Below are 26,612 nucleotides of genomic sequence, written 5' to 3'. Positions count from 1 at the left end.
GGACACACTCCAGATGTGACGCATCGGGACGCACGGGGACGGTGTGCGGGGGACGGGGGTGCGGCGCCCGCGTCAGGGGCGGCGCCGCTGTGATGCCGGTATCAGACGGTGCGGCAACAGACCGCGGACATACAGCGGCAGAGATCGACATGAAGGCGCTCCACGAGCGGGATGCTCGTGGCAGGTCGGAGGCGCACAGCTGTCTTCATGTCGAACACGTTAACACTTGAACTTTGAGAACCTCAAAGGTCTTCTTTGGGCCCGGAGCGCGGCTCCGCGCCCCGCCCGGACGCCTCAACTGCCCCTGGGTGCGCGAAAACCCCAGTACAGGAGCGTTCGCTCCCGCGCTGGGGTTTGACGAAGAAAGGAGGTGGGTGTGATCAGGTTTACATTTCCCTTACCCGACCCTCACCGGGTCACCACCGGCCACTCCCGGCCGCTACTGGGTGACGCCGTCCTCACGCGTGCGGTTGGCCTCCAGGCGCGCCTTGGCGCGGTCGACCTTCGACACGATCTGCTCGGACATCTCGTCGCGCTGCTTGCGCAGCAGGACGTAGCTGAGCGGCGCGGAGAGCACCAGGGCGAGCAGGATGACCCAGACGATGTTGGATCCCCCGGCCCCGGAAGGAATCACCCCGTAGTTGACCGCGATGGCGGCGACGACGAAACAGCCGACGAAGATGCTGAGACGCATCGCGGTGTACCGGATCGTTGCGCTCGGCTTGGCAGCGGACACAGCTCGCCTTCTCTCTACGTACGACAGTCCTGCCCGACCAGTGAAGCATGCCCCACAATCGATCAGTTCGGAGGGCCGCGCCAAGCGCGGGCGGGCCGGCCCGGCGCGGCGCCCTCAGCCGAGCGGCAGCAGCATGATGACGTCGTCGCGGTCGTCGCCGTCGGCCACCCGGATCGCGCCCGGCACCCGGCCGACCTCCTTGTACCCACAGGCGGCGTAGAAGCGGTCGGCACCCGTGCCGCCGCGGCAGGTGAGCCGGATGGCCTCGATGCCGTCGATCCCCCGGGCCGCGTCGGCGGCGGCCGCCATCAGATCCCGGCCGTAGCCCCGGCCCTGGTGGCGGGGGTGGACCATCACCGTGTAGAGCCAGAGCCAGTGCGTCATCAGCCGGTGCGTGTTGTGCGTGAGGAACGCGGTGGCGGCGACGGCCCCGCCCTCGTCGTAGCCCACCAGCAGGCGGGTGCGCCCCTCGGCCATCGCGACGAGGTGCTTGACCAGCTCGGGCCGGACGTCGTCGGCCGAGACGGGCGGCACGAAGCCCACCGCCCCGCCCGCGTTGGACACATCGGCCCAAAGCTCGGCTATCCCGTCCCGCACGGACCGGTCGAACTTCGGATCCAGCTCGAATGTAAGCGCCATAGAGGCAGATTAACCATTACGAGCCATCGGCTCAACCACCGTCCGGAACGCGAGAGAGCTCCGGCCGGGGACGGCGGCCGGAGCTCTCGTGAAGCAGTACAGCAGTACAGCAGGACACGCGGGGCGCGCGCCGCTTCAGACCCGCATGGGCTGCGGCGACTCGCGGCGCTCCGCGTCCGGGCCCGGGTACTCGCGGATGATCTCGTACCGGGTGTTGCGCTCGACGGGCCGGAAGCCGGCGTCGCGGATCAGGTCCAGCAGATCCTCGCGGCCGAGCTTGCTGGGCGTGCCGTAGTTGTCCGCGTCGTGCGTGATCTTGTACTCGACGACCGAGCCGTCCATGTCGTCCGCGCCGTGCTGAAGGGCGAGCTGGGCGGTCTGTACGCCGTGCATCACCCAGAACACCTTGACGTGCGGGACGTTGTCGAACAGCAGCCGGGAGACCGCGAAGGTCTTCAGCGCCTCGGCACCGGTCGCCATCGTCGTACGCGCCTGGAGCTTGTTGCGGACCTTGCCGTCCTTCATGTCCACGAAGTCGTGCTGGTAGCGCAGCGGGATGAAGACCTGGAAGCCGCCGGTCTCGTCCTGGAGCTCACGCAGCCGCAGCACGTGGTCGACGCGGTGCCGGGGCTCCTCGATGTGCCCGTACAGCATCGTCGCCGGGGTCTTGAGCCCCTTCTCGTGGGCGAGCCGGTGGATGCGCGACCAGTCCTCCCAGTGGGTGCGGTGGTCGACGATGTGCTGGCGGACCTCCCAGTCGAAGATCTCCGCGCCGCCACCGGTCAGCGACTCGAGGCCGGCCTCGATCAGCTCGTCGAGGATCTCGGAGGCGGAGAGCCCGGAGATCGTCTCGAAGTGGTGGATCTCGGTGGCGGTGAACGCCTTCAGGGAGACCTGCGGCAGCGCTTCCTTCAGCGCGCTCAGCGAGCGCGGGTAGTAGCGCCACGGCAGCGAGGGGTGCAGCCCGTTGACGATGTGCAGCTCGGTGAGGCTCTCGCCCTCCATCGCCTTGGCGAGCTTCACCGCCTCCTCGATGCGCATCGTGTACGCGTCCTTCTCGCCCGGCTTGCGCTGGAACGAGCAGTACGCGCAGGACGCGGTGCACACGTTGGTCATGTTGAGGTGCCGGTTGACGTTGAAGTGGACGACGTCGCCGTTCTTGCGCGTACGCACCTCATGGGCCAGACCGCCGAGCCACGCCAGGTCGTCGGACTCGTAGAGCGCGATCCCGTCCTCGCGGGTCAGCCGCTCACCGCCCCTGACCTTCTGCTCCAGCTCGCGCTTGAGTCCCGCGTCCACTAGGGCGCCTCCCATATCTCCGTGTAACAGACTCCGCCCACCGTACGCCTAGCCCTCTTCGGGGAGGTCTCCGACCCGGTTCTCCCACTTGGTGGAGAGCACGATCGTGGTACGGGTGCGCGAGACGCCCTTGGTGCCGCTGAGCCGGCGGATGGTCTTCTCCAGACCGTCCACGTCACCGACGCGCACCTTGAGCATGTAGGAGTCGTCGCCCGCGATGAACCAGGCGTCCTCGATCTCCGCGAGGTCCTTCAGCCGGCGCGCCACGTCCTCGTGGTCGGCGGCGTCGGAGAGCGAGATGCCGATCAGGGCCGTGACCCCGAGGCCGAGCGAGGCCGCGTCGACGGTGGCGCGGTAGCCGGTGATGACACCGGCGGTTTCCAGCCGGTTGATGCGGTCGGTGACGCTGGGCCCGGAGAGCCCCACGAGCCGCCCCAGCTCGGCGTACGAGGCCCTGCCGTTCTCCCTGAGGGCCTGGATGAGCTGCCTGTCCACCGCGTCCATGTGTCTGGAACCTTCCATTGTTCAGCAGTATCGCAAGTCTACGTGTAGAATCTAAGGCGTGCAGGCATCAGAGCCTGTAAATCTTCCAGAGCATCCAAAAAATGCTTTCGAATCTTCAGAATCCTCAGGAGTGAGAACACCGTGTACACGATCGAGATGGCCTACGCCCGGATGCGCGAGCTGCAGGACCTGGCCAACCGCTCGCGTGCCCATCAGCCCGCCGCGGCCCACCGGGTCGACAAGACCCGCAACCCGCGCACCCCGAAGTAGCACCGGCCCCCACCGGGTCAGTCACGGGAGCCACCACCGAGCTCCCCCTCCCAGCGGCGGTACAGCCGGTGCGGCACCCCTGCCGCGTCCAGCACCCGCCCCGCGACGAAATCCACCAGATCCTGGATGTGCGTCGCACCCGCGTAGAACGCCGGAGAGGCGGGCAGCACGACCGCGCCCGCCTCGTCCAGGGTCACCAGGTGCTTCAGCGTCTGGCCGTTCAGCGGCGTCTCGCGCACCGCGACGACCAGCTTCCGCCGCTCCTTGAGCGTCACGCTCGCGGCCCGTTGCAGCAGGTCCTTCGAGAGCCCGAGCGCCACGCCGGCCACGCATGCCGTCGACGCCGGGACGATCAGCATCCCCTTCGCGGGGTACGACCCCGAGGACGGGCCCGCGGCCAGGTCGCCGGCCGCCCAGTGCCGTACGCCGGACACGTCCGCGTCGAAGGTGTGCGGCTTCCCGTCCGCCCCGCGCGCCAGCCAGGCGGCCAGATCCTCCCGCCAGTGCGCGTCCCGGAACGCGATCCCGGTCTCGTCCAGCAGCGTCAGCCGCGACGCCCGGCTCACGACCAGATCGACACTCTCCCCGGCGGCCAGCAGCCCGCGCAGCACGGCAGCGGCGAATGGCGTACCCGAAGCGCCCGAAACCCCGACAATCCAAGGCGTTCGCCGCTGCTGACTCACTGAAGTCCCGGAATCCACACCCCCGAGCCTATCCGGCGCACGGCGGCCGGGACCGCACGAGGGGCTCCGCACGTTCCCAAGGATGCAGGGCGGACGAAGGGGGGCGTGTCTCATGGACGGCACACGTACGGGGGCCGGAAACCGGGCCCTCATGGCCGGCGCGGTCATGCTGGGCTGGATCGCGCTGCTCTGGGCCCTGGAGGCCGTCGATCTCGCGACCGGCCACGGCCTCGACAGCCATGGCATCAGCCCGCGCGAGCCGGGCGAGCTGCTCGACATCGTGCCCGCCGCCTTTCTGCACGACGGCTGGGCCCATGTCTCGTCGAACAGCGTCCCGTTGCTGGTCCTGGGCTTCATAGCCGCCCTTGGCGGACTGCGCCGCTTCGCCGGCGTGGTGCTCACCGTGATCGTGACCGGTGGCCTCGGCGTCTGGCTCGTCGCCCCGGCGAACACGGTCACGCTCGGCGCGTCGGGCGTGGTCTTCGGCCTCTTCGGCTATCTGCTCGTCCGCGGCTTCGTGGACCGCCGCCCGCTGGACGTGGTCGTCGGCCTGGTCGTCGCCGCGGTGTACGGCTCCCTGCTCCAGGGTGTCCTGCCCACCGACCCGGGCGTCAGCTGGCAGGGCCATATCTTCGGCCTGATCGGCGGGGTGCTGGCCGCGTTCGCCCTGCGCCGGTCCACCCGCGCCGGGCTCAGACCGTCAGGCCCCGCACCAGCAGATCCAGCAGCGCGCACGCGAACAGGGCGATTCCGATGAAGCCGTTCACCGAGAAGAACGCCCGGTTCAGCCGCGACAGGTCGTGCGGGCGCACCACCCGGTGCTCGTAAACGAAGGCGACCGCGACGATCACCATGCCGATCCAGTAGAAGAGCCCCGCCTCCGTGGCGAGGCCGAACCAGACCAGCAGGCCGGTCGTCACCGCGTGGCAGACCCGCGCGCCCCACAGCGCGGCCGGGATGCCGAAGCGCGCCGGGAAGGACAGCACCCCGTGGGCGCGGTCGGCCTGCACGTCCTGGCAGGCGAAGATCAGGTCGAAGCCGCCGATCCAGATGCCGACGGCGAGCCCCAGGATCACCGCGTCCCACGACCAGCTGCCGGTCACCGCCAGCCAGGCACCGACCGGCCCGATGGCCTGCGCGAGGCCCAGGATCGCGTGCGGGTAGTTCGTGAACCGCTTGCCGTACGGGTAGACGACCATCGGGATCACCGCGACCGGCGCCAGCGCCAGACAGAGCGGGTTCAGCAGGGCGGCCGCCCCGAGGAACACCACGACGGCGGCGAGCGCCCCCGTCCAGGCCGACTTCACCGACACCGCACCCGTCACCAGCTCCCGGCCGGCGGTACGCGGATTGCGGGCGTCGATCTCGCGGTCGATGATCCGGTTCGCGGCCATCGCGAACGTCCGCAGCCCGACCATCGCGACGGTGACCAGCAGCAGCGTCACCCAGTGGATCGAGCCGTCGTCCAGGAACATCGCGGTCAGGGCGGCGATGTACGCGAAGGGCAGCGCGAAGATCGAGTGCTCGATCATCACGAGCCGCAGGAACGCCCTGACCTTGCTGCTCGGTTGTGCGGGCCCGGAGCCCAGGGTCGCTTCGGCGGCGCTCACAGTCCGTATTCCTTCCACCGGCGGTCGACCTTCGCCGCCGTCTCCGGGTCGGACTCGACCATGTCCGGCCAGCCCCCGTCCCGCGTGTAGCCCTCCTCGGGCCACTTCTTCGTCGCGTCGATGCCCGCCTTGCCGCCCCAGAACTGCTGGTACGAGGCGTGGTCGAGGTGGTCGACCGGGCCCTCGGCGACCGTCAGGTCGCGCGCGTAGTCGGTGTTGCCGAGCGCCCGCCAGGACACCTCGTGCAGATCGTGGACGTCGCAGTCCGCGTCCACGACGACGATCAGCTTGGTCAGCGACATCATGTGCGCGCCCCAGATCGCGCTCATCACCTTCTGCGCGTGCTTCGGGTACTTCTTGTCGATCGAGACGATCGCGCAGTTGTGGAAGCCCCCGGACTCCGGCAGGTGGTAGTCCACGATGTCCGGCACGATGATCTTGAGCAGCGGGAGGAAGAACCGCTCCGTGGCCCGCCCCAGCGGACCGTCCTCGGTCGGCGGCCGGCCGACCACGATGGACTGGAGCAGCGGCCGCTTCCGCATGGTCACGCAGTCGATGGTCAGCGCCGGGAACGGCTCCTGCGGGGTGTAGAACCCGGTGTGGTCGCCGAACGGCCCCTCGGGCAGCGTCTCCCCGGGCTCCAGCCATCCCTCGATGACGACCTCGGCATGGGCCGGGACCTGGAGCGGCACGGTCTTGCAGTCGACCATCTCGATGCGCTTGCCCTGGATGAACCCGGCGAAGAGGTACTCGTCGATGTCCCCGGGCAGCGGCGCGGTGGAGGCGTAGGTGACCGCGGGCGGGGCCCCGAAGGCGATGGCGACCGGCAGCCGCTCACCGCGCCGGGCGGCGACCTGGTAGTGGTTGCGGCTGTCCTTGTGGATCTGCCAGTGCATCCCGATGGTGCGGCGGTCATGGCGCTGGAGCCGGTAGAGCCCCAGGTTCCGCACGCCGGTCTCGGGGTGCTTGGTGTGCGTGAGCCCGAGGTTGAAGAACGAGCCGCCGTCCTTGGGCCAGGTGAACAGCGCCGGCAGCCGGTCGAGGTCCACGTCGTCGCCGGTGAGGACGACCTCCTGGACGGGCGCGTTCTCCGGCTTCACCTTCTTCGGCGGTACGTGCACCATCGTGCCGAGCTTCCCGAAGGCCTCCCGGACCCCGACGAAGCCGTGCGGCAGCTCCGGCTTGAGCAGCCCGCCGATCTTGTCGCTGATCTCGGCGTACGACTTCAGCCCGAGCGCCTTCAGCAGCCGCCTGTCGGTGCCGAACACGTTCATGGCCAGGGGCATCGACGAGCCCTTGACGTTCTCGAAGAGCAGCGCGGGCCCGCCGGCCTTGTTCACCCGGTCGACGATCTCACCGACCTCCAGATACGGGTCGACCTCGGCCTTGATGCGCTTGAGCTCGCCCTCGCGCTCCAGAGCCCGGAGCAGGGATCGAAGATCGTCGTAAGCCATACGGACAAGTATCTGCCACCCGCTACTCTGGGCCCGTCACCGGGGCGGGACATTGCCCCGCCAACTCTCCTCGGGGGGACTTTTCCACCATGCTCCGGGCTCTGATCTACCTCCTGCCGCTGGCGCTGACGATCTTCGCGTTCATCGACTGCCTGAACACCCCGGAGGACGAGGCCAAGCACCTGCCGAAGATCGCCTGGGTCTTCATCATCCTGCTGTTCTGGATCGTCGGCCCGATCGTGTGGCTGGCAGCGGGCAAGGTGCGCGAGGTGCCCGCCGGAGGCCGTACGCCCTCCGAGTGGCACCGCGGCCACCGGCAGCAGTGGGTGGCGCCGGACGACAATCCCGACTTCCTCAAGTCGCTGAAGGAAGAGAACAAGAAGGACGAGTCCCTCCTCAAGGACTGGGAGGCCGACCTGCGCCGCCGCGAGGAGGAGCTCAAGCGGCGGGAGAGCGGGCCGGAGGGCTCGACCCCGCCCGCCTCGTAGGACACACACTCTGGTCCGACGGGGCCTCAGGAGGCGTACAGCAGCTGCCCCAGCCGGTTGAGCAGGGGCAGCAGTGCTGTGCGCTCCTCGGGGGTGAGCGCCTCCAGCGCGCCGTGCACGGCGCGCATCTCGGCGCGGATGGTGTGGGCGAGCCGCGTCCCCTCGGGGGTGCGGCTCGCGACTTTGGAGCGGCGGTCGCCGGGGGCGGGGGCCCGGGTGACCAGACCCCGGGCCTCCATGCGGCTGATGAGCCCGGTGGCGTTGGACGCGTCGCAGACGAGGTGGGCGGCGAGGGCGCTCATCGGCATGGGCGCGTGAAGGGCGATCAGCGCGCGGGCCTGCGAGGTGGACAGACCGTGCCGGGCGGCGACGGCGGTGAGGTCGTCGTGGTGGCCGCGCACGACGAGGGCCAGGGGCTCCAGCAGGTCGTCCGGGGTGGGCGCGGCGCGATCGTCCGGAGCAGTGGCGGCGCGGGGCGTCGGTTCGGTGGTCATGGTCGGCCATTCTTCGATCGGCGACTGCCGACCTTTATTTGACATGCTCAATGATTGGCAGTTACATGGAAGTAATTGCTTGAGCATATCAAGCTCTGGCCCGCCCCCGCAGGCCGTTTCCCGACAGGCCGTTCACCCGCACACCGCCCACCGCAGGGAGTACCCCCATGCCCTCCGTACCCGAGACCGTCGACCGCCTTCGCACCACCTTCCGCACCGGGCGCACCAAGAGCCTCGACTGGCGCACAGGGCAGCTCCGGCAGCTGCGGGCCCTGCTCACCGAGCGCGGCGACGAACTGGCCGACGCGCTCCGCGCCGACCTCGGCAAGAGCCGCAAAGAGGCCTACCGCACCGAGATCGACTTCACGGTCCGGGAGATCGACCACACCCTGGAGCACCTGGCCGACTGGCTGCGGCCCGAGCCCGCCCCCGTACCGGCCTCGCTGGGCGGGGCGACGGCCCACACCGTGCAGGACCCGCTCGGCCTCGTCCTGGTCATCGCGCCCTGGAACTACCCGGTGCAGCTCCTGCTGGCCCCGCTCGCGGGCGCGCTGGCCGGGGGCAACGCGGTGGTGGCCAAGCCGAGCGAGCTGGCGCCCGCCACCTCCGCCGCCGTCGCCCGGCTGCTGCCGCTGTATCTGGACACGGACGCGGTCGCCGTCGTGGAGGGGGCCGTCCCGGAGACCACCGAGCTGCTGGCCGAGCACTTCGACCACATCTTCTACACGGGCAACGGCACAGTGGGCCGGATCGTGATGGCCGCCGCGGCGAAGAACCTCACTCCGGTGACGCTCGAACTGGGCGGCAAGTCCCCCGTCTTCGTGGACCGGGACACGGACGTGCGGGCGGTCGCGGCCCGGCTGGCGGCCGGAAAGTTCCTCAACGCGGGCCAGACCTGCGTCGCCCCCGACTACGTCCTGACCGACCCGGAGACCGCCGCCGCCCTCGCGGACGCGCTCGCCGGCGCGGTCGAGGGGCTGTTCGGGGCGGACGCCTCGCAGCACCCGGAGTACGGACGGATCGTCAACGAGCGCCACTTCGACCGGCTGGCCGGACTCCTGGACTCGGGACGCACGGTGACCGGCGGGACGTACGACCGGGACAGCAAGTACATCGCGCCGACCGTGCTGGCCGATGTGGCGCCGGACGCTCCCGTGATGCGCGAGGAGATCTTCGGCCCGGTGCTGCCGATCGTCACGGTGGCCGGGCTCGACGAGGCCATCGCGTTCATCAACGACCGCGACAAGCCGCTCGCGCTGTACGCCTTCACCGACTCGGACGCCGTACGCCGGCGGCTGATCACCGAGACCTCGTCGGGCGCGGTCGGCATCGGCCTGCCGCTGGCCCATCTCACCGTCTCGGACCTGCCGTTCGGCGGGGTCGGCGAGAGCGGCATGGGCAGCTACCACGGCCGCTACTCGCTGGAGACGTTCAGCCACCGCAAGGCCGTCCTGGACACCCCGATGCCGGCCTGACACACCGCTGCCCGCCCCCGGATCCCGGGGGCGGGCAGTCGCGTGCGTGCGGTGCGGGTCTCAGACGCCGGCGTAGGAGTGCTTGCCGGTGACGAAGATGTTGACGCCGTAGTAGTTGAAGATCCAGCAGCCGAAGGCGATCAGCGCCAGGTAGGCGGCCTTGCGGCCCTTCCAGCCGGCGGTGGCGCGGGCGTGCAGATAGCAGGCGTACGCGACCCAGGTGATGAAGGACCAGACCTCCTTGGGGTCCCAGCCCCAGTAACGGCCCCAGGCGTCGCCCGCCCAGATCGCGCCCGCGATGATCGTGAACGTCCACAGCGGGAAGACGGCCGCGTTGATCCGGTACGAGAACTTGTCGAGGCTCGACGCGGACGGCAGCCGGGAGAGCACGGAGTCGGCGAACGCGCCCGGCCGGCCCCCGTTGGCGAGCTTGCTCTCGTAGCTGTCGCGGAAGAGGTACATCAGCGTGCCGGCCCCGCCGATGAAGAACACCGCGCCGCAGATGATGGCGGTGGAGACGTGGATCCACAGCCAGTACGAGTGCAGCGCGGGCACCAGCTGGTCGCTGGAGGTGTAGAGCACCGTGGTCGCGATGCCGAGGTCCAGCAGGACGGTGGTGACCAGGATCAGCCCCATCCAGCGGACGTTCTTCCGCAGCGCGAGCAGGATCAGGTAGGCGCCGACCGCCACCACGGAGAACGTGATGGAGAACTCGTACATGTTGCCCCAGGGGGCGCGCTGCACCGACAGGGCGCGGGCGACGACGCCGCCGGCCTGGACGAGGAACGCCAGCACGGTCAGGGAGACCGCGATCCGCCCGTAGAGGTCGCCCTTGAAGGTGCCGCCGGCCGCGCCGGGCCCGTCCGGGACGTCCCGGGTACCGGCCGCGGAGCGGGTGACGATCTTCGGGCGTTCCAGTACGGCGGTGGCCCCGCCCTGCTGCGCCACCTGGACCTTCACCGTGCCCGCTGCGGCCTGTTCGGTGGTCAGCGCGGCTGCGGTGCGGCCGACCTTGCTGCGGCTGCCGAACACCCACTCCGCGATGTGCGCGAAGAAGGCCAGGGTGTAGACGGCCATCGACGAATAGATCAGCACATTGCTGGTGTGTGCCAGATTCTCGTTGGTTGCGGCGGCGAGATTCACTTCTCAGCCCCTTCGGCAGGTTCTGCGGATGACGCCTCGGCGGCGTCGGTGTCGGGGCCGGGCGCGGTGGGCGCCTCGGCGTTGAGCGTGACCGCGAGATCGGCCAGCTCCTCGGGAAGCTTCGCGGACTCGCTGCGGCCGAGCCCGGCCATCTCGACGACGGTCACCCCGTCCTCGCCGCGCACGGCCCGGACCCAGACCCGGCGGCGCTGGATGAACAGCGAGCCGGCGAGCCCGGCGATGGCGCCGATGGCGCCGGTGAGCGCCCAGCCGCTGGCGGGCTGCTCGGAGATCTGGAAGCTGGCCCATTCCTGAAGGCCCTCGAAGGTGATGGAGCCGGCCCCACCGGGCAGCTTCATCGTCTCGCCGACCAGCAGCCGCTGCTTGAGCTGCTTGCCCTGGGAGTCCTTGAACTCCTTCATCTTGGACGTGTTCAGCTGGTACACGTTCTGCGCGATGCCGGAGTCGACGCCGAGGGAGCCGTGGTAGCCGTTGAGCGCGAGGACGGGCATGTCGGCGGCCGGGAACTGCGAGAACATCGTGCCCTTGCCGTTGCCGGCGAAGGTCGGCACGAAGAAGGCCTGGAAGCCCAGCTGGTCCTTCTTGCCGCTCTTGTCGCGGTAGCCGTCCAGGACCTTGATCGCCCCGCTCGACGTGACGTTGTTGTCGAGGGGCAGCAGCGGCACGGCGGCCTTGTAGACCTCCTTGCCCCGGCCGTCCTTGACGGAGACGACGGGTGCGTAGCCGTGGGCGTTGAGGTAGACCTTGGTGCCGTCGACGACGAGGGGCTCGTTGACCTTGATGACGGTCTTCTTCGGCTTGCCGTAGGCGCCGTCGGAGTAGGTGACGCGCGCCTCGTACGTGCGGGGCGTGCCGATCTGCGGGCCCTGGCGCTCGTACGTACCGACGAAGTCGTCGAGGGTGAAGCTGAAGGGTGCCAGCGAGTCGGTGTCGAAGAGCGAGCCGGACTTGAAGTCGTCGTACTGGGTGATGGTGTTGGAGAACCCGTCGCCCTCGACGACCAGCTTGGCGCCCTCCGACTTGAAGAGCTGCCCCACGGCGAAGGCCACCAGCATCACGATCAGCGCGATGTGGAACATCAGGTTCCCGGCCTCGCGCAGATAGCCCTTCTCGGCGGCGACGGCGTTCCCGTCGACATGGGCCCGGTAGCGGCGCCGGCGCATCATCGCGAGCGCGGCCTCGTGGACCTGCTCGGGCTCGGCCTCGGTGCGCCAGGTGGTGTACGCGGGCAGCCGGGTCAGCCGCTTGGGGGCGCCCGGCGGGCGGCTGCGCAGCTGGCCGACGAAGGTGCCGGTGCGCGGCACGATGCAGCCGATGAGCGAGACGAACAGCAGGATGTAGATCGCGGAGAACCACACCGAGCTGTAGACGTCGAAGAACTGGAGCTTCTCGTAGATCGGCGTGACCGTGGGGTGCAGCCCCTTGAAGGTCTGCACCTTGAGCTCGTCGACGCTGTTCTGCGGGATCAGCGAGCCGGGGATGGCGCCGAGCGACAGCAGGAAGAGCAGGATCAGCGCGACCCGCATGGAGGTCAGCTGGCGCCAGAACCAGCGGGCCCAGCCGATGACCCCCATCGCGGGGAGGTTCGCGAGGGCCTCCTCGCGCGGGGCCGTGGAGAGCTGGGAGCCGGCGGCGCCCAGTTCACGGGCGGTCTCCCGGTCCTGCTCGGCGCGTACCTCCCGCTCGTCGGGGCGCTCGCGCTCCTGGGCGGGGTTGGACTTGGTGTTGCTCATCGGTACTCAGATCCCCACCGTGAAGCCGGTCGACCAGCCCTGCAGTTCCTGCATCATGCTGCCCCACGCGCCGGTCAGCAGGAGCAGCCCGGTCACGATCATCATGCCGCCGCCGATGCGCATGACCCAGGCGTAGTGGCGCTTGACCCAGCCGAACGCGCCGAGGGCCTTGCGGAAGGCGACGGCGGCGAGCACGAAGGGCAGGCCGAGCCCGGCGCAGTACGCGACGGTCAGTATCGCCCCGCGTCCGGCGGTGCCCTCGTTCATCGCGAGCATGCTCACGGAGCTGAGCGTCGGTCCCAGGCAGGGCGTCCAGCCGATGCCGAAGAGCGCGCCGAGCAGCGGGGCGCCCACCAGACCGGTCACCGGCTTCTTGTGGATACGGAACTCGCGCTGGGTCATCCACGGCATCAGGCCCATGAAGAAGATCCCCATGAGGATCATCAGGACGCCGAGGAACTTGGTGAGCGGGCCGCTGTTCGCCTGGAGCGTGTCGCCGAAGTAGCCGAAGAGCGCGCCGCCGGAGACGAACACGGCGGTGAACCCGGCCACGAAGAGCGAGGCCCCCGCGACCATCCGGCCCCGCCGGGCCTCGGCGAGGTCGGCGCCGCTGACCCCGGTGACGTAACTGAGGTAGCCGGGGACGAGCGGCAGGACGCAGGGCGAGAAGAAGGAGACGAGCCCGCCGAGCAGGGCGATGGGCAGGGAGACCAGAAGGGCCCCGCTCAGGACCGTCTCGTTCTGTGTGGCGGCGAGGGTGATCACCTGATCACTTCTCCGCGATCAACGGGTCGAGCATCTTGTGCAGCTGGGTGTCGTCGAGCGGGCCCACGAAACGCGCGGCCAGCTTGCCCTCCCGGTCGATGACGACGGTCGACGGGATGGACTGCAGCTTGAAGGTGCCCTTGGGGAAGCGCAGCAGGAGCTTGCCGGTCGGGTCGTAGAAGCTGGGGTAGGTGACGCCGAAGTCCTTCTCGAAGCTGACGGCCTGGGCCCGCTCCGGGTCACGGGTGTTGACCCCGACGAACTGGACTCCCTTGCCCTCGGTGGCCTTGGCCACCTTGGTGAAGTACTTCGCCTCCAGCCGGCACGGGGCGCACCACGAGCCCCAGGCGTTGAGGACGACGACCTTGCCCTTGTAGTCGGCGAGGTCGATCTTCTTGCCGTCCAGCCCCTCGCCGTCGAGCTTCGGGGCTTCGGCGCGCTCGCCCTTGGCGGCGGTCGCGATCCCGCTGTTGCCCGTGACGAAGTGCGTGTCGCCGCCACCGCTGGTCTTGTCGCCCGAATCGCACGCGCTGAGCGTCAGTGCGAGCGCGACGGCCGCCGCGGGGGCGGCGAGCAGGGTGAAGCGGCGTCGGGGTGCGCGGCCATGGCTCATGTGAAAAGTTTCGCATGGCGGTTTCGGGGATCTTGGGCACCCCCCTCGGTGCCCGTAAAGCCCGTTGTCAGGCTTGTTTAAAGAAGGCGTTCCAGCCGCCCGCGGGTGCCTGGCCGACCTCCAGCGTACGGAGCTTGGCAAGGACCGCCGGGTCCTGGACGTCGAGCCAGTCGACGAACTGCCGGAAGGATACGAGCCGCACGTCGGGCTTCCCCGCGATGTGCTTGAGCGCGTCCTCGACGGCGTCCATGTAGATGCCGCCGTTCCACTCCTCGAAGTGGTTTCCGATGTAGAAGGGGGCGCGGTTCGTCTCGTACGCGCGCTTGAAACCGTTGATGTACGACTGCGTGGCCTGCTCGCGCCAGCCGGGATAGCGCGACGGCATTCCCTTGGTCGAATTCTGCGACTGGTTGGCCAGGATGTTGTAGTCCATGGAGAGGACCTCGAAGGTGTGCCCGGGGAACGGGATGCCCTGGAGCGGCAGGTCCCAGACGTCCATGCGCTTGGTGGGCCAGACCTGGGTGCCGCCGGGCGAGCTGGCGTCGTAGCGCCAGCCGTTCTTCTTCGCGGTGGGCAGCAGATTGTCCTGTCCGAGCAGACAGGGGGTGCGGCCGCCGACGAGTTCCTTGCGGTAATCGAAAGGCAGCGGGTCGAGGTCGCTCCACCCGGTATTGGTGCGCCATTCGATGACGAAGGAGATCGCCTGATCGATTTCGCTCTGCCACTGGGAGGCCGTCCAGTTGCCGACCGATCCGGAACCGCCGCAGAAATGCCCGTTGAAGTGCGTGCCGATCTCATGGCCGTCGAGCCAGGCCTGCCGGACGTTCTTCAGTGTCTCCTTGATGTGACCGTCGGTGAGATAACCGATGTCGGAGGCGCCGATGGGGTTGTTGGGCGGGCGGTAGAGCGTTTTCTTCGATTCGGGCAGCAGATAGAGCCCGGAGAGGAAGAAGGTCATCGTCGCGTCGTGCTGCCGGGCGAGTTCCAGAAAACGCGGGAAGAGTCCGTTGCCGACCTCGCCGGCGCCGTCCCAGGAAAAGATCACGAACTGCGGCGGCTTCTGGCCGGGTTCGAGCGGGACGGGCGCGGCCGGCTGGTGCGGCTGCTTGCCGGTGTCGGCCGTGGAACCGTCCCCGATGGCCCTGACGCCCTTCTTGCCGGTGCCCTTGCCCGTGCCCTTGGCGGTTCCGCCGGCGGCCTGATGGCCGGTGGACCCCTTGTCTGGTCCCGCCCCTCCGGTACCGGAGTCGGAGGAACTGCATCCCGCCAACCCGGCGGCGGCCGCGGCCCCTAGTCCGGCTCCGAGCAGACCCCTTCGGCTGATGTCACGCATGCGGGTTCCCATCTGCGGTCGTTTTGCCTCAAGTCCATACAAACTGGCAAAGGCTTAGATGGGTGAAGCAACACGGGGGTTCCTCGAATTAACACACAATTCTTTACGTAACCAGACCTCAGCCATGACCGAACACAGGTCCTAACTCCTACATCGGACCTATCGTGACAAATCGCCCGCCCCGGTCGCGGTCGGGCCCGCCCCCGACCGCGACCGGGGCGGGCCAGGACCGAGAGGGCCGTTACGCCCCGACCCCCTTGGAGGCCCCCTTCACCGGCTTCGCCCCGGCCAGCAGATGCGCCGGCACGAGATCCCGGGCCGGCTCCGAGTAGCCGACGGACACGATCTTGTCGCCCTGGTACGTGAAGCTCGTCAGCGAGGCGAGCGTGCACTGCCGCTTGCGCGGGTCGTGCCACAGCCTGCGCCGCTCGACGAAGCTGCGCACGATCCAGATCGGCAGCTGGTGGCTGACGCAGACCGCCTCGTGCCCCCGGGCCGCGTCCCGCGCCGCGTCCAGCGCGCCCATCATCCGGACGACCTGCTCGATGTACGGCTCGCCCCAGGACGGCCGGAACGGGTTCGTCAGGTGCTTCCAGTTGTCGGGCTTGCGCAGCGCGCCGTCGCCGACCCCGAAGGTCTTGCCCTCGAAGACGTTGGCCGCCTCGATGAGCCGGGCGTCGGTCGCCAGGTCAAGGCCGTGCGCCTTGGCGACGGGCGTCGCCGTCTCCTGGGCGCGCTCGAGCGGGGAGGCGACGACATGGGTGATGTCGCGCTTCTCCAGGTGCTCGGCGACCCGGTCGGCCATCTGCCGGCCGAGCTCGGAGAGGTGGTAACCGGGGCGGCGCCCGTAGAGCACGCCCTCCGGGTTGTGCACCTCTCCGTGGCGCATCAGATGGACGACGGTGATGTCCCCGCGTCCGTTGCCTGCGGTCTGGCTGGTCTCGCTCATGCGGTGGCCTCCGAAGCGGCGCGGGCGGCGGCCGGCAGCGCGGCGGCGATGCGCTCGACGGCCCGGGTGTCGTGGGCGGTGGAGACGAACCACGACTCGAACGCGGACGGCGGGAGGTAGACACCCTGCGCCAGCATCGAGTGGAAGAACGGCGTGAAGCGGAAGGCTTCCTGCCGCTTGGCGTCCTCGTAATCACGGACGGGCCCGCCCGTGAAGAACACGGAGAACATGTTGCTCGCCGCCTGCACGGTGTGCGCGACGCCCTCCTTGTCCAGGGCGGCGCTCACCAGCCCCCGGATCTCCGCGGAGACCGCGTCGACCTTCGCGTACGCGACGTCGTCCAGCAGCCGCAGCTGGGCGAGCCCGGCGGCGGTGGCGACCGGGTTACCGGACAGCGTGCCCGCCTGGTAGACCGGCCCGGCCGGGGCCAGGTGCGCCATCACGTCGGCGCGCCCGCCGAAGGCCGCGGCCGGGAAGCCGCCGCCCATGACCTTGCCGAACGTCATCAGGTCGGGCCGCACCCCGTCGATGCCGAACCAGCCGGCCTTCGACGTACGGAACCCGGTCATGACCTCGTCGGAGATGTACAGCGCGCCATTGGCGGCGCAGATCTCCTTGAGCCCCGCGTTGAAACCGTCCAGCGGCGGTACGACGCCCATGTTGCCCGGCGACGCCTCGGTGATGACGCACGCGATCTCGCCGGGCTGCGCGGCGAACGCGGCGCGCACGGCCTCCAGGTCGTTGTACGGCAGCACGATCGTGTCGCCGGCCTGGGCGCCGGTGACGCCCGGGGTGTCCGGCAGGCCGAAGGTGGCCACCCCGGACCCGGCGGCGGCGAGCAGCGCGTCGACGTGTCCGTGGTAGCAGCCGGCGAACTTCACGACCTTGGCCCGGCCGGTGAAGCCCCGGGCGAGGCGGATCGCGGACATGGTCGCCTCGGTGCCGGAGGACACGAGCCGCACCTGCTCCACCGGCTCGACGCGGGCCACGATCTCCTCGGCGAGCGCGACCTCGCCCTCACCGGGCGTACCGAACGAGGTGCCGCGGGCGACGGCGTCCTGAACTGCGGCGATGACATCGGGGTGGGAATGGCCGAGAATCATCGGCCCCCACGAGCAGACGAGGTCGACATACTCACGACCGTCGGCATCAGTGAGGTACGGACCGGTACCGGACACCATGAACCGGGGCGTACCGCCCACGGCCCGGAAGGCACGGACCGGTGAGTTCACGCCGCCGGGCGTCACGAGGGACGCGCGGTCGAAAAGCGTCTGTGAAACTGGGGCTTCGTATGAATACGCCACTTTGGTCCTGATCTGCGATTCGAGGGTCGGAGGGCCGGGCCGGAATTTCGGCCACCGGTGAGCGGGGAGCGTGTTCTCCTCGTATGACGAAGGGCGTCAGCCCCCTCGCGTCTGCGAAACTGGGGCGTCATAGGGAAAGCTCACACATGCCATGGTGTCAGAGCCACGGACGGTCTTTGCGGACAGGTGTTTCACCGCACGCCCGTGGGGGAGGTCACTGACACGATGATCGGGTTGCGCGGCGGGGGCTGTGCCTCCTAGTTAGTAGTCGGGTGGATGAGATATGCATCGCGGTGGCGGAGTGGGCGAAGGGACCAACGGCGGTCTGGGGCCCGAGCCTGCCCGGCGGGGCCGGCACCGGCGTGAGGCTGAGCGCAAGCAGGGCATACAGGCCGGTGGCGCGCAGGCGGGCGGCGGAGCCGGAAACAGGAGTGGTGGCCGGGTGGGGGTGACCTACAAGTATTTCGGTGCTCCCAACGGGGCCACGGCCGCACGCGTGCCCATTTCCATGCGCCCGGAGGAGCTCGGCGGCGACGAGCTGGGCATGGGCGGCATGTTCACCAAGATCAAGCCCGAGACGGTGGCCGCGATGGTCCTCACCGGCATACAGGGCATACCTCTGCACAGGGTCCCGCCGCTGGAGCTGGTCGTCCTGCACCCCGACTACGCGGTGGTCAAGCTCCCGATGACGGTCGTGGACCCGCTGCGCGGCGTCGGCGAGGAGTCGGTGGGCGCCGCCGCCTTCATCTGGTCGACGGTCCCGGACCGGGGCGGCCCGCGCGACGCGTTCAACGTCTACCAGTTGCTGCACGAGTGGCAGGATTTCAGCCATCGTCTGCATGACGCGGGACACCAGGCGTACTGCCTTGTATGGCCCTGACCTGAGGTTTTCCAAGGGCGGCCGTGACCGCGCTCCGGCGCATTCGCCCACGCGGCGGCCCCGTTCCTCGCGGCCCTCTCCCGACAAGTAGCCTTGCCGGGAGAGAAAGCGGGTGGAGCGGTTGCCCAGCACCCATAGATACGATAGAGAAGCTGGCCGGGAGCCGGGAGCCGGGAGCCGGGAGCCGGGAGCCGGGAGCCGGGAGCCGGGAGCCGGGAGCCGGGAGCCGGGAGCCGGGAGCCGGGAGCCGGGAGCCGGGAGCCGGGAGCCGGGAGCCGGGAGCCGGGAGCCGGGAGCCGGAGCCGGAGCCGGGAGCCGGGGCCGGGAGCCGGGAGCCGGGAGCCGGGGCCGGGAGCCGGGAGCCGGGAGCCGGGAGCCGGGAGCCGGGAGCCGGGAGCCGGGAGCCGGGAGCCGGGAGCCGGGAGCCGGGAGCCGGGAGCCGGGAGCCGGGAGCCGGGAGCCGGGAGCCGGGAGCCGGGAGCCGGGAGCCGGGAGCCGGGAGCCGGGAGCCGGGAGCCGGGAGCCATCTGAAACCGTTGTGTGCGATCCTGCCGTCAGGCGGAGGTACGCGATGGAGCCCAATGAGAGCATTGTCGTCCCCGTAGGACCCGACGCCGCACGCTGGCGAACATTCGGGGGCGACCGCACCCTGATCGTGGCGGCGAGGACAGTGACCTCGCTCGTGCGCGTACTGGACGTGGTGCCCGAGGTCGTGCACGACGATCCTCGGATCACCGTGGTGTTCGCGTACGATCCGGCATCGGCCTTCAACGACGGTGTGCTCGACCTGCTCCGCTCAACGGGCTGCCGCACCCTCCCATGGTCCCAACTCCCCGATGTCACACCGGACCTGTTGATCTCCGCCTCCGAGAACGTCACGGTCCCCGTCGGCGACTATCCGGTGCTGGTACTGCCGCATGGAGTCGGGTTCCAGAAGCAGGTCCCCGAGTCGGCCGGCCCCGGCACCCGGCTCTCCGGGCTCGTTCCCGAGGATCTGCTGGCGACGCGCCGGGCCTGGCTGGCCGTGTCGCACCCCGTTCAGTCGACGCAGCTGGCGGCAGCTCACCCGGCGACGGCCGGGAGAACGGTTCTCGTGGGCGATCCCTGCTTCGACCGGCTTCGGGCCAGCGCCCTGTGGCGGGACCGATACCGGTCCGCCCTCGGGGTACACCCCGGACAACAACTGGTTCTGGTGAGCTCGACCTGGGGTGAGGAATCGCTGGCCGGATCGTGTCCGGGGCTTCCCGCGCAGCTCTTGGCCCAGCTCCCGGCCGACGAGTTCCGGGTGGCGCTCGTCCTTCACCCGAACGTCTGGTCCGGCCACGGCACCTGGCAGATCCGGGTCATGCAGCGAACCGCAGTGGAGGCAGGACTGATCGTCGTCGACCCCACGGACGGCTGGCAGCAGACCCTGGTGGCGTCCGATCTGGTGATCGGGGACCACGGCTCGGTGACGCTCTACGGAGCAGCGATCGGGCGGCCCGTGCTGCTCGGCGCGTTCGGCTCCGAGGCTGTGCCGGGTACGGCGGGGGACGTGCTCCGCGCGGCGGCGGGGCGGCTGGACGCGAGCCTGCCGCTGCGCACACAGGTGGAGGCCGCGATGGCTGGGCACCATGAGGACCGATATGCCGCGGTCTCCGCCGGGGCCTTCGCGGAGCCCGGGGATTCCCTGCGACGTCTGCGCGAGGTGGTCTACAGCCTCCTTGGCCTGTCCCGGCCCGAACACCCGGTCCGCAGCACCCGCGCGTTCCCTCTTCCTCCCGCGGACAGCCCACGTGCCCGGTCCTTCATGGTGAACACCTCTGTCGTACGGAACGGCGGGGCGGAGATCCATGTGGATGTCCGCCGCTTCCCCGCCGCTCTGGCCGGGGAGACGGGAGAGGGAAAGGCCTCGTTCTGGCACCTCGCCTGCGACATCGACGAGCCGGACACCCGGCTCACGGAGAGCGCCACCGTCGTCTGTTCCGTTTCGGGACTCTTCTCTCCGGAGGCGGGGAGACAGCGCATCGAGGGCTTGCTGACCGATTTCCCCGGGGCCCGCATCGCCGCAGTGCCGGGGGAGGACGGATGCCTGGTCGGAGTACGGGACGGACGGCTCGTGAACGTCGGTGCCCAGCACGGGCCGTGCCCGGACCCCGGTACGGCTGCGGCCGCGGTATACGCCTTCCTGCGTCTCGGCACACCGTTCGAAGGCGCGACGCCAGTCCTGCGTCACGGGGCACGCCGGCAACGGCTGCTGTTCCGCCCGGCGAGTCCTCCGACGGCTCAGCCGGAGTTCAGCCGGGCGAGGACGTCCGCCGCCCGTGGGCTCCCGCCCTCCTCGTAGACCGTGAGGGCCCGACGCAGGTGGTCCCGCGCCTCGTCCGGGTCGTCCAAGAGGTCCGCCAGATCCTCCAGAGCCTGCGCCTCGTAGTGGGAGGCTCCTGCCTGCCGCAGGGCGTCGGCGGCCTGGGTGAGGTCGGAAACCGCACCCACGACGTCACCGAGCCGGGCCTTGACCCGGCCGGCATCGGCCAGGACCCGAGCCGCCATCCGCTGGTCGTGGAGGGTGAGAAACACGTCCCGGGCCAGGGCCAGATCCGCCAGAGCGGCGGCGTGGTCACCGACCACGCTCTGGGCTCGGCCGAGGAAGTACCGGGCCAGGGCCTCTCCTCGTTCCTCCCCGGCCTCGGCGTTCAGAGCCAGCGAGGTACGGTACGCGGCGACCGCCCGGGCAGGATCGTGCAGATCCCAGTAGCGACCCAGGAACTCCTGCACCGATGCGTGGAGGACCGGATGCCCCGACTCCACGGCCAGCCGCTCGGCGATGTCAAGTTGTGTCTTCGCCGGCTCGTCCTGTCCCAGGTCGAGCAGAGGCCGTGACAGCAGGCTGCGCAGTCTGGACTCGGCTGCGGCGTTGCCGTCGCGTCGTGCGGCGTCGGCACCCAGTTCGAGCGACTCCCGCCAGTCCGCGAGGTGCCGGTGATGGAAGAAGAGGGCCGTGAACGCCTCCGCCAGTTGCCACACGGGGCGCTCGAAGCCGAACCGGGACGCGGTACGGAGCACGGCCAGGATGTTGGCACGTTCGGCTTCCAGCCAGCTGATCGCATCGTCACCGGGATCGTCGGCCGTGGCGAACGGGTCGTTGTCGGCCGAGCGACCGACGGCCCCGAAGATCTCCTCCAGCCCCGCGATCCGAAGCCGGTCGGCGCGGATGGCGCGGTCGGCCACGGCTGTCAGCGCGAGGTAGTGGCCGGTGACCCTGCGGACGATTTCCTGTTCGGTGCCCGGTGGGTCGACGGTCCCGGACACATCCCGGGCATGGAGTCGTACCAGGCCGTGCAACGCGTATCTGCGCTCGTCAGTGATGGACAGCAGACTGGCGGTCTCCAGCACGTCCAGCGCTTCCTGGGCCGCCTCGGCCGTGTCGAGCCCGGCGGCCAGCGCAGCGAGGGCGGTGTCGAAGCTGAGGCCTGGAACATGGCCGAGGACGCGGTACATGCGCGCGGCGGATTCGGGCAGGTCACGGTAGGCGATTTCAAGGGCTGCGGACACGGTGCGCTCCTCGTGGGCTGAGGACACGGTGAATCGGCTGAGGCGGCGCTGCTCATCGGACAGCTCATCGACGAGCGCGCTGACTGTCAGGCGGCGGTGTGTCAGCAACCGCGCGCCACAGATGCGAAGGGCGATCGGCAGTCCACCGCACATGTTCACCAGCCTCGCGGAGGCGGCGGGTTCGCGCGCGATGCGCTGCGGGCCGCAGAGGGCCGAGAGAAGTTCCAGGCCGCTGTCGACGCCGAGGACGTCGAGGTGGAGCAGAGACGCGCCGTCGAGGACGAGCTCACCGAGCTGCCACGTGCTGGTCGCCAGCACGGCACAGCCCGGCCCCTGCGGCAGCAAGGTGGTGACCTGCGCCGGGCGCGTCACGTCGTCAAGCACCACCAGCATCCGGCGCTCGGCGGACAGGTCCCGGTAGAGGGCCGTCCGGTCGGCGAGCCCCGCGGGGAGGAACTGATCCGCGACCCCGAGAGACCTCAGGCAGGTGGCGAGCGCCTCGGAGACGTCCCCGCCGGTCCCGGAGCGCAGCGCGCTGAAGTCGACGAAAAGCTGGCCGTCGGGGAAGAGCGACTGGTTGCTGTGGGCCCATTGGCTGGCCGCCGCTGTCTTGCCGATGCCGGGCATCCCGCTGAACACGCCGATCGGGCATTCGGGGACGTCGCCCTTGCCGAATAAGTCGTCGAGTGCGGCCAGGGCGTCGTGACGGTTGACGAACCCACGGGGTGGTCTCGGTACCTGGTCGACGCGCCGTCCCGCGTGTTCCGCGGTCGGCGCGGCTTGGTAATTGAAGGAAATGCCCCCGTGGACGACCCCACTTGGGCCAGTTGCCCATCGACATGGCCGGAGAGACTGTTCATGACCCCAGGCGCCACGGGGCGTTCCGGCTCACCTCGCGTGCTCATGGACCACCGCCTGTTCAGATCGCCGACCAGAGCCCACGGTACTGGACCCACGGCGGGGAGGAAGGCGTTCCGCCGACGCGTCCGGACGGCCTCGTACCAGACCCGTTCACAGGCCTCTGCGCCGCGGCCCTCGGCCGCCCGGTCGGCGCGACGACGAGCGGCCCCGCGCGGGACCCGTGCGCCTCGGACCGCTCGCGATGCGCTCCCGCTCGTCATGTCTGTTCTCGAAATCCGCGCATGTGCCGACGGCAGCGGAACGGAACCGGCCGCGCCGGAACATCGGCGCCGCGCGGATGCTGATGCAGCTCTCCGGTGCGTCCGGCCTGAACGACCACGTCCGCACGTCCGTCCAGGGTGTTGCGCGTCTCGTCGACCGAGCGTCAACAGCATTGCCTCGCACCCGAGATGGGTCGCCGTATTCCCGGGCAGAGGGTCCGGTGGTGGAGGGAAGCCCCCTGGATGCACCGGAACCCCTGCGTCGCTCCGTGCCGTGGACCTAGGCTGTGACGGTCAGACACCTACCCAGGGAGCCCGGCATGGACCCGATCACCGCAGCGGCCCTCACGGCCTTGGCCGGAAGTGTCGGCGGCGATGCCGGCCGCCAGGCGTGGCAGGGTCTCAACACGCTGGTGAGGCGTCCGTTCCGGCGCGGATCGGCAGAGGACGCCCAGACCGAGGGGTCACCCGGCATCAGCTCGGGCGAGCTGGAGGTCGCGGAACTGGAGAACAATCCGGGCGACCCGGTGCGCGCCCAGGCTCTGGCCACCGCTCTCGGCGTGCGTGCCGCCCTGGACGGGGAGTTCCGTGCGTCGCTCGCCGAGTGGTGGCAGGAAGCGCAGAGCGGTTCGAGCCATGAGGTGCACAACAGCATCAGCGGAGGAACCCAGAACGGCCCCGTACTCCAGGGCCGGGACTTCTCAAGCCTCACGTTCAACATGTCCAGGGACGACGACCGCTGACCGCGGAGGCCGCCGGCCTCAGGCCGCCCTGTTCGCATCACGGCCGAACAGCCACAGAAACGCGTAGAGGGGCGCGAACGCCAGGGCGAGCAGCACACCAAGTACCGCCACTGCGACACGGCCTGACCGGCTGCCGTACTCCTCTTGCCGACCGGCCACCCAGATCCCGAATGCGACGAAGGGAGCGATGTTCAGCAACGGCTGCCATATCAATCCACACTGAGCCAGGACAGCAAGCCCCAGCACCGTTGACGACGGGCCACGCCATTGCAGCGTTTCAGCCAGGTCGCCACCGAGGGCCTCCGGCTTCGGCACAGTCAGGAGGCCGACCAGGACGAGCAACGTGGCCAGACCGCCCAGGAAATCGGTTCGGCCGGCGATCCAGGCCGCGGCAGGCGCCGTCCAGCCGGAGGGAATACCGAGTGCCTCGCATGCGGCGGCGGCCCCCAAGAGCGGCTTGTCGCCGTGAGCGGCTCCGTACACGGCCGAGCACCCGGCAAGCGACGCCAGAACCCGGTACAGCGCGGGACCAAAGCGCATGGTCCGCACTTCCCGGATCACTGTATTCACCGTTTCATGCACAGGTGCCGTCACGGACACGTCGCCGTGCACGGCTCCTGCCTGAATCACGGCCCCATTGACATGGCCACCGCTCATCTCGTTGCCCCGGCCTCGCTGATCCACCATGCGCAGAAGGTACTCGGGGCACCAGGCGTACCGCCTCGTCCGGCCCTGGTCCCAGCCCGGTTCCCGGTCCCGGATCCGGCCCTGAACACACTCGCGCCGAACACACGCCCCAGCGGTACCGCCTCGCCCTGACCTGCATGAAAGGCGTCCGTCGGCCAGCGGTATCCGGCCATTCATTGGCCGAAGAAGGATCTTCAGTCGACCTGTGAAACCTGCCGATGCAGGAGGCACCGACACTGAAGGAGGCCTGCCATGGGCGACATTCTGCCGGCCCTGTCCATTCCCGTGCTGGTCTTCGGCGGCGGGATCTATGCCGCGGTCGACACCTGGTGGCGGCGCCGGCATCCGGCGCCCCCGTCCCCGCACACCCACCAGGCCGCCCGGCTGGCCGAGGAGGCGATGCTGGTGGACGCGGAGCGGATCGTGGACGGGGCCTACGAGACCTTCGGCGGGCTCTACGACGGGCCGGGCGCGCCGGACACCCGCCTTCCGGCCGACGACGCCGTGCACGCCGCGCCGTAGGATCCCCGGTCATGTCCGCCGACCGCGCTCACCACCCGTTGACTGTCAGTGCCCCGTCCTACAGTGCCGGTATGGAGCACAGCATGGCATCTTCCGTACGGATCGAGCCCTGGTCGGACGACGACTTCGAGCTACTGCGCCGGGCCAACGCCCCGGAACTGATGGACCATCTGGGCGGCCCCGAGACGGAGGAGGCACTGGCCGGGCGGCACAGCCGCTATGTGGCGCTCAGCGCGGACCGGACGGGCCGGGGCAGGATGTTCCGCATCGCGCTGCCCGGCGTCGCCGACGCCGTGGGCACGATCGGCTTCTGGGAGCGGACCTGGCAGGGCCGCGAGGTGTACGAGACGGGGTGGGCCGTCCTCGCGGAGTTCCAGGGCCGGGGCATCGCGTCCGCCGCGACCCGCGCGGTGGCCGAGCGCGCCCGCGCCGAGAACAAGCACCGCTATCTGCACGCCTACCCGTCCGTGGACAACGGCCCGTCGAACGGGGTGTGCCGCAAGGCGGGGTTCGTCCTGATCGGGGAGTGCGAGGTGGAGTACCCGCCGGGCCACCCCCTGCTGACGAACGACTGGCGGCTGGACCTCCACCCGGAGCGCCCGGACAGCTGACCCGCTCGAATCCGTTTGACGGGCGCGGGGCTCTCCTGGATATTTATCTGCGTCGCACAGATGATGCGTTACGCATATATCACTCGTACCGAAGGGGACTCACCGCCATGCTCACTCTCGTCACCGGCTGCCGCGGCCGCGTCGGCTCCGCGCTCGCCGCCCTCCTGCACGCGGGCGGCCACGGCGTGCGCGCCGCCTCGCGCAACCCGGACCAGCTCTCCCTGCCGCCCGGGGTCCCGGCCGTCGCCTGCGACCTCGGCGACCCGGCCACCTTCCCCGCCGCCCTGGCGGGCGTCGACTCCGTCTTCCTCTACGCCGAGCCGTCCGGCATCGACGCGTTCCTCGACGCCGCCGGGGCCGCGGGCGTACGGCACATCGTGCTGCTCTCCTCCAGCGCGGTCCTCGCCCCGGACGCCGCGTCCAACCCGATCGCCGCCTCCCACCACGCGGTGGAGCGGGCCCTGACCGCCTCGCCCCTCACCGCGACCCTCCTGCGCCCCGGCGCCTTCGCGGGCAACGCGTACCAGTGGTCGCAGGCCTTCCGCTCCGGACGCCCCGTCGACCTGCCCTACCCGCACAGCGGGGGCAGCCCCATCGACGAGACCGACATCGCCAAGGCGGCGCTCGCCGTCCTCACCGACGAGCGGCTCCAGGGCGCCGCCTACCACCTCACCGGCCCGGAATCGCTCACCGCGGCCGAGCAGGTCGCCGTCCTGGCCTCGGCGTCCGGCACCCCCGTCACCGTCCGCACCGTGAGCCGGGACGCCTGGAAGCAGGCCGTGGCCCCCTTCGTCCCGGAGGAGATCGCCGAGGGGCTGCTGTCCTACTGGGCGGCCACCGACGGCCTGCCGGCCGAGGTGACGGGCGAGACGGAGAAGCTGACCGGCCGGCCCGCCCGCACGTTCGCCGCCTGGGCCGCCGAGAACGCCGCCGCCTTCCGCCCCTGACCTCCCCCGTCCCCCTCCCCCGCGCCCGAAATCCCTCGCTGCGGCGCGTGGCCC

Annotated in this window: 27 protein-coding genes; 10 read left to right on the top strand and 17 right to left on the bottom strand. The window is 70.0% G+C overall.

Annotated features, from left to right (window positions below; translation table 11 throughout):
* Positions 1 to 439: 439 nt before the first annotated feature.
* The 4 genes from RLT58_RS20880 to RLT58_RS20865 form a co-directional block, all read right to left on the bottom strand.
* Complete coding sequence (locus RLT58_RS20880) at positions 440 to 694, bottom strand: DUF4229 domain-containing protein (RefSeq protein ID WP_311311893.1); 255 nt, start codon at positions 692 to 694, stop codon at positions 440 to 442.
* 156 nt (positions 695 to 850) lie between these two features.
* A complete protein-coding gene (locus RLT58_RS20875) occupies positions 851 to 1,375 on the bottom strand; it encodes a GNAT family N-acetyltransferase (protein WP_311311892.1) in 525 nt (174 codons plus the stop codon).
* Between the two features lie 135 nt (positions 1,376 to 1,510).
* Entirely contained in the window at positions 1,511 to 2,674 is a 1,164-nt protein-coding gene (mqnE, locus tag RLT58_RS20870; protein WP_311314584.1) for an aminofutalosine synthase MqnE, read from the bottom strand.
* A gap of 48 nt (positions 2,675 to 2,722) precedes the next feature.
* Positions 2,723 to 3,178: an Lrp/AsnC family transcriptional regulator gene (locus RLT58_RS20865; RefSeq protein ID WP_311311891.1), complete on the bottom strand. Its 456-nt coding sequence runs from the start codon at positions 3,176 to 3,178 to the stop codon at positions 2,723 to 2,725.
* A gap of 141 nt (positions 3,179 to 3,319) precedes the next feature.
* On the opposite strand from RLT58_RS20865, the gene RLT58_RS20860 reads away from it, so the two are divergent.
* Positions 3,320 to 3,448 (top strand): hypothetical protein, encoded by a 129-nt coding sequence (locus tag RLT58_RS20860; RefSeq protein ID WP_266779945.1) that lies wholly within the window; start codon positions 3,320 to 3,322, stop codon positions 3,446 to 3,448.
* A gap of 17 nt (positions 3,449 to 3,465) precedes the next feature.
* Here the strand turns inward: RLT58_RS20860 and RLT58_RS20855 are convergent, their stop codons facing one another.
* Entirely contained in the window at positions 3,466 to 4,131 is a 666-nt protein-coding gene (locus RLT58_RS20855; RefSeq protein WP_311314583.1) for a UbiX family flavin prenyltransferase, read from the bottom strand.
* Between the two features lie 112 nt (positions 4,132 to 4,243).
* On the opposite strand from RLT58_RS20855, the gene RLT58_RS20850 reads away from it, so the two are divergent.
* Positions 4,244 to 4,888 (top strand): rhomboid family intramembrane serine protease, encoded by a 645-nt coding sequence (locus RLT58_RS20850; RefSeq protein WP_311311890.1) that lies wholly within the window; start codon positions 4,244 to 4,246, stop codon positions 4,886 to 4,888.
* Here RLT58_RS20850 and mqnP read toward each other — a convergent pair.
* Positions 4,824 to 5,741, bottom strand: a complete 918-nt coding sequence (gene mqnP / locus RLT58_RS20845) for a menaquinone biosynthesis prenyltransferase MqnP (RefSeq protein ID WP_311311889.1) — start codon at positions 5,739 to 5,741, stop codon at positions 4,824 to 4,826. The genes RLT58_RS20850 and mqnP overlap by 65 nt on opposite strands.
* A complete protein-coding gene (locus RLT58_RS20840) occupies positions 5,738 to 7,195 on the bottom strand; it encodes a menaquinone biosynthesis decarboxylase (RefSeq protein ID WP_311311888.1) in 1,458 nt (485 codons plus the stop codon). Before RLT58_RS20840 ends, mqnP begins: the two co-directional genes overlap by 4 nt.
* 89 nt (positions 7,196 to 7,284) lie before the next feature.
* Here RLT58_RS20840 and RLT58_RS20835 point away from each other — a divergent pair, with 89 nt between their 5' ends.
* A complete protein-coding gene (locus RLT58_RS20835) occupies positions 7,285 to 7,683 on the top strand; it encodes a PLD nuclease N-terminal domain-containing protein (RefSeq protein ID WP_311311887.1) in 399 nt (132 codons plus the stop codon).
* Positions 7,684 to 7,709: 26 nt separating this feature from the next.
* Here RLT58_RS20835 and RLT58_RS20830 read toward each other — a convergent pair whose 3' ends face one another.
* Positions 7,710 to 8,177 carry a MarR family winged helix-turn-helix transcriptional regulator gene (locus RLT58_RS20830; RefSeq protein WP_311311886.1) on the bottom strand — a complete coding sequence of 156 codons (468 nt, stop codon included), beginning with the start codon at positions 8,175 to 8,177 and terminating at the stop codon, positions 7,710 to 7,712.
* A gap of 167 nt (positions 8,178 to 8,344) precedes the next feature.
* Between RLT58_RS20830 and RLT58_RS20825 the strand changes: the two genes are divergently transcribed.
* Positions 8,345 to 9,652: an aldehyde dehydrogenase family protein gene (locus tag RLT58_RS20825; protein WP_311311885.1), complete on the top strand. Its 1,308-nt coding sequence runs from the start codon at positions 8,345 to 8,347 to the stop codon at positions 9,650 to 9,652.
* Positions 9,653 to 9,712: 60 nt separating this feature from the next.
* Here RLT58_RS20825 and ccsB read toward each other — a convergent pair whose 3' ends face one another.
* The 7 genes from ccsB to hemL form a co-directional block, all read right to left on the bottom strand.
* Positions 9,713 to 10,795: a c-type cytochrome biogenesis protein CcsB gene (gene ccsB / locus RLT58_RS20820; protein WP_311311884.1), complete on the bottom strand. Its 1,083-nt coding sequence runs from the start codon at positions 10,793 to 10,795 to the stop codon at positions 9,713 to 9,715.
* The gene (locus RLT58_RS20815) at positions 10,792 to 12,549 is read right to left on the bottom strand and encodes a cytochrome c biogenesis protein ResB (RefSeq protein ID WP_311311883.1); all 1,758 of its coding nucleotides are present in this window, start codon (positions 12,547 to 12,549) and stop codon (positions 10,792 to 10,794) included. The genes ccsB and RLT58_RS20815 overlap by 4 nt, the downstream gene beginning before the upstream one ends.
* Before the next feature lie 6 nt (positions 12,550 to 12,555).
* Positions 12,556 to 13,314, bottom strand: coding sequence for a cytochrome c biogenesis CcdA family protein (locus tag RLT58_RS20810; RefSeq protein ID WP_311311882.1), 759 nt, complete (start codon positions 13,312 to 13,314; stop codon positions 12,556 to 12,558).
* Positions 13,315 to 13,318: 4 nt separating this feature from the next.
* Positions 13,319 to 13,927: a TlpA family protein disulfide reductase gene (locus RLT58_RS20805; RefSeq protein WP_311311881.1), complete on the bottom strand. Its 609-nt coding sequence runs from the start codon at positions 13,925 to 13,927 to the stop codon at positions 13,319 to 13,321.
* A 67-nt stretch (positions 13,928 to 13,994) separates the two neighbouring features.
* Entirely contained in the window at positions 13,995 to 15,260 is a 1,266-nt protein-coding gene (locus tag RLT58_RS20800; RefSeq protein ID WP_311311880.1) for a polysaccharide deacetylase family protein, read from the bottom strand.
* A 241-nt stretch (positions 15,261 to 15,501) separates the two neighbouring features.
* On the bottom strand, positions 15,502 to 16,209 hold the full coding sequence (locus tag RLT58_RS20795) for a histidine phosphatase family protein (RefSeq protein ID WP_311311879.1): 708 nt from the start codon (positions 16,207 to 16,209) through the stop codon (positions 15,502 to 15,504).
* Positions 16,206 to 17,513 carry a glutamate-1-semialdehyde 2,1-aminomutase gene (hemL, locus tag RLT58_RS20790; protein ID WP_311311878.1) on the bottom strand — a complete coding sequence of 436 codons (1,308 nt, stop codon included), beginning with the start codon at positions 17,511 to 17,513 and terminating at the stop codon, positions 16,206 to 16,208. Before hemL ends, RLT58_RS20795 begins: the two co-directional genes overlap by 4 nt.
* Positions 17,514 to 17,796: 283 nt before the next feature.
* Between hemL and RLT58_RS20785 the strand changes: the two genes are divergently transcribed.
* Together RLT58_RS20785 and RLT58_RS20780 are read left to right on the top strand one after the other, a co-directional pair.
* Entirely contained in the window at positions 17,797 to 18,393 is a 597-nt protein-coding gene (locus tag RLT58_RS20785; RefSeq protein WP_311311877.1) for a hypothetical protein, read from the top strand.
* A gap of 571 nt (positions 18,394 to 18,964) precedes the next feature.
* Positions 18,965 to 20,719, top strand: coding sequence for a CDP-glycerol glycerophosphotransferase family protein (locus tag RLT58_RS20780; RefSeq protein ID WP_311311876.1), 1,755 nt, complete (start codon positions 18,965 to 18,967; stop codon positions 20,717 to 20,719).
* On the opposite strand, the gene RLT58_RS20775 is transcribed toward RLT58_RS20780, so the two are convergent.
* A complete protein-coding gene (locus tag RLT58_RS20775) occupies positions 20,659 to 22,566 on the bottom strand; it encodes an NB-ARC domain-containing protein (RefSeq protein WP_311311875.1) in 1,908 nt (635 codons plus the stop codon). The two genes, RLT58_RS20780 and RLT58_RS20775, sit on opposite strands and share 61 nt — an antisense overlap.
* Before the next feature lie 802 nt (positions 22,567 to 23,368).
* Here RLT58_RS20775 and RLT58_RS20770 point away from each other — a divergent pair.
* Positions 23,369 to 23,791: a hypothetical protein gene (locus RLT58_RS20770; protein ID WP_311311874.1), complete on the top strand. Its 423-nt coding sequence runs from the start codon at positions 23,369 to 23,371 to the stop codon at positions 23,789 to 23,791.
* 18 nt (positions 23,792 to 23,809) lie between these two features.
* Here RLT58_RS20770 and RLT58_RS20765 read toward each other — a convergent pair whose 3' ends face one another.
* Positions 23,810 to 24,478: a hypothetical protein gene (locus tag RLT58_RS20765; protein ID WP_311311873.1), complete on the bottom strand. Its 669-nt coding sequence runs from the start codon at positions 24,476 to 24,478 to the stop codon at positions 23,810 to 23,812.
* A gap of 252 nt (positions 24,479 to 24,730) precedes the next feature.
* Here RLT58_RS20765 and RLT58_RS20760 point away from each other — a divergent pair, with 252 nt between their 5' ends.
* The 3 genes from RLT58_RS20760 to RLT58_RS20750 all read left to right on the top strand — a co-directional run bounded on the left by RLT58_RS20760 (position 24,731) and on the right by RLT58_RS20750 (position 26,558).
* Positions 24,731 to 25,000: a hypothetical protein gene (locus RLT58_RS20760; RefSeq protein ID WP_311311872.1), complete on the top strand. Its 270-nt coding sequence runs from the start codon at positions 24,731 to 24,733 to the stop codon at positions 24,998 to 25,000.
* Between the two features lie 83 nt (positions 25,001 to 25,083).
* Positions 25,084 to 25,611 (top strand): GNAT family N-acetyltransferase, encoded by a 528-nt coding sequence (locus RLT58_RS20755; protein WP_311311871.1) that lies wholly within the window; start codon positions 25,084 to 25,086, stop codon positions 25,609 to 25,611.
* A 107-nt stretch (positions 25,612 to 25,718) separates the two neighbouring features.
* Positions 25,719 to 26,558: an NAD(P)H-binding protein gene (locus RLT58_RS20750; RefSeq protein ID WP_311311870.1), complete on the top strand. Its 840-nt coding sequence runs from the start codon at positions 25,719 to 25,721 to the stop codon at positions 26,556 to 26,558.
* Positions 26,559 to 26,612: the final 54 nt, after the last annotated feature.

The organism is Streptomyces sp. ITFR-16, from assembly GCF_031844705.1.
Classification (GTDB): Bacteria; Actinomycetota; Actinomycetes; order Streptomycetales; family Streptomycetaceae; genus Streptomyces.
Note: the sequence above shows the minus strand (reverse complement) of the source record. Positions and strands in the feature narration are given on the sequence as shown.